General features: G+C 64.9%; 1 pseudogene. It reads left to right on the top strand.

What is annotated here, in order from left to right:
* A pseudogene (locus tag AC0L20_RS41065) lies at positions 1-271 on the top strand (muconate cycloisomerase); the annotation flags it as partial.

Raw genomic sequence — 271 nt, 5'->3', positions numbered from 1 at the left:
ATCAACGCGGCCATGTTGCGCCTGGAGCGCAGCATCCGCGGCAACACCTTCGCCAAGTCGGGTATTGAAAGCGCCTTGCTCGATGCCCTTGGCAAGCGCCTGAATCTGCCGGTGAGCGAACTGCTCGGCGGGCGTGTGCGCGATGCGTTGCCGGTGGCCTGGACCCTGGCCAGCGGCAACACCGCACAAGACATTGCCGAGGCCCAGAAGATGCTGGACCTGCGCCGCCACCGCATCTTCAAGTTGAAAATCGGCGCGGGCGAAGTCGGCC

It is taken from the genome of Bradyrhizobium sp. Kon58 (genome assembly GCF_055807455.1).
This window is presented reverse-complemented; position numbering and strand designations above follow the sequence as displayed.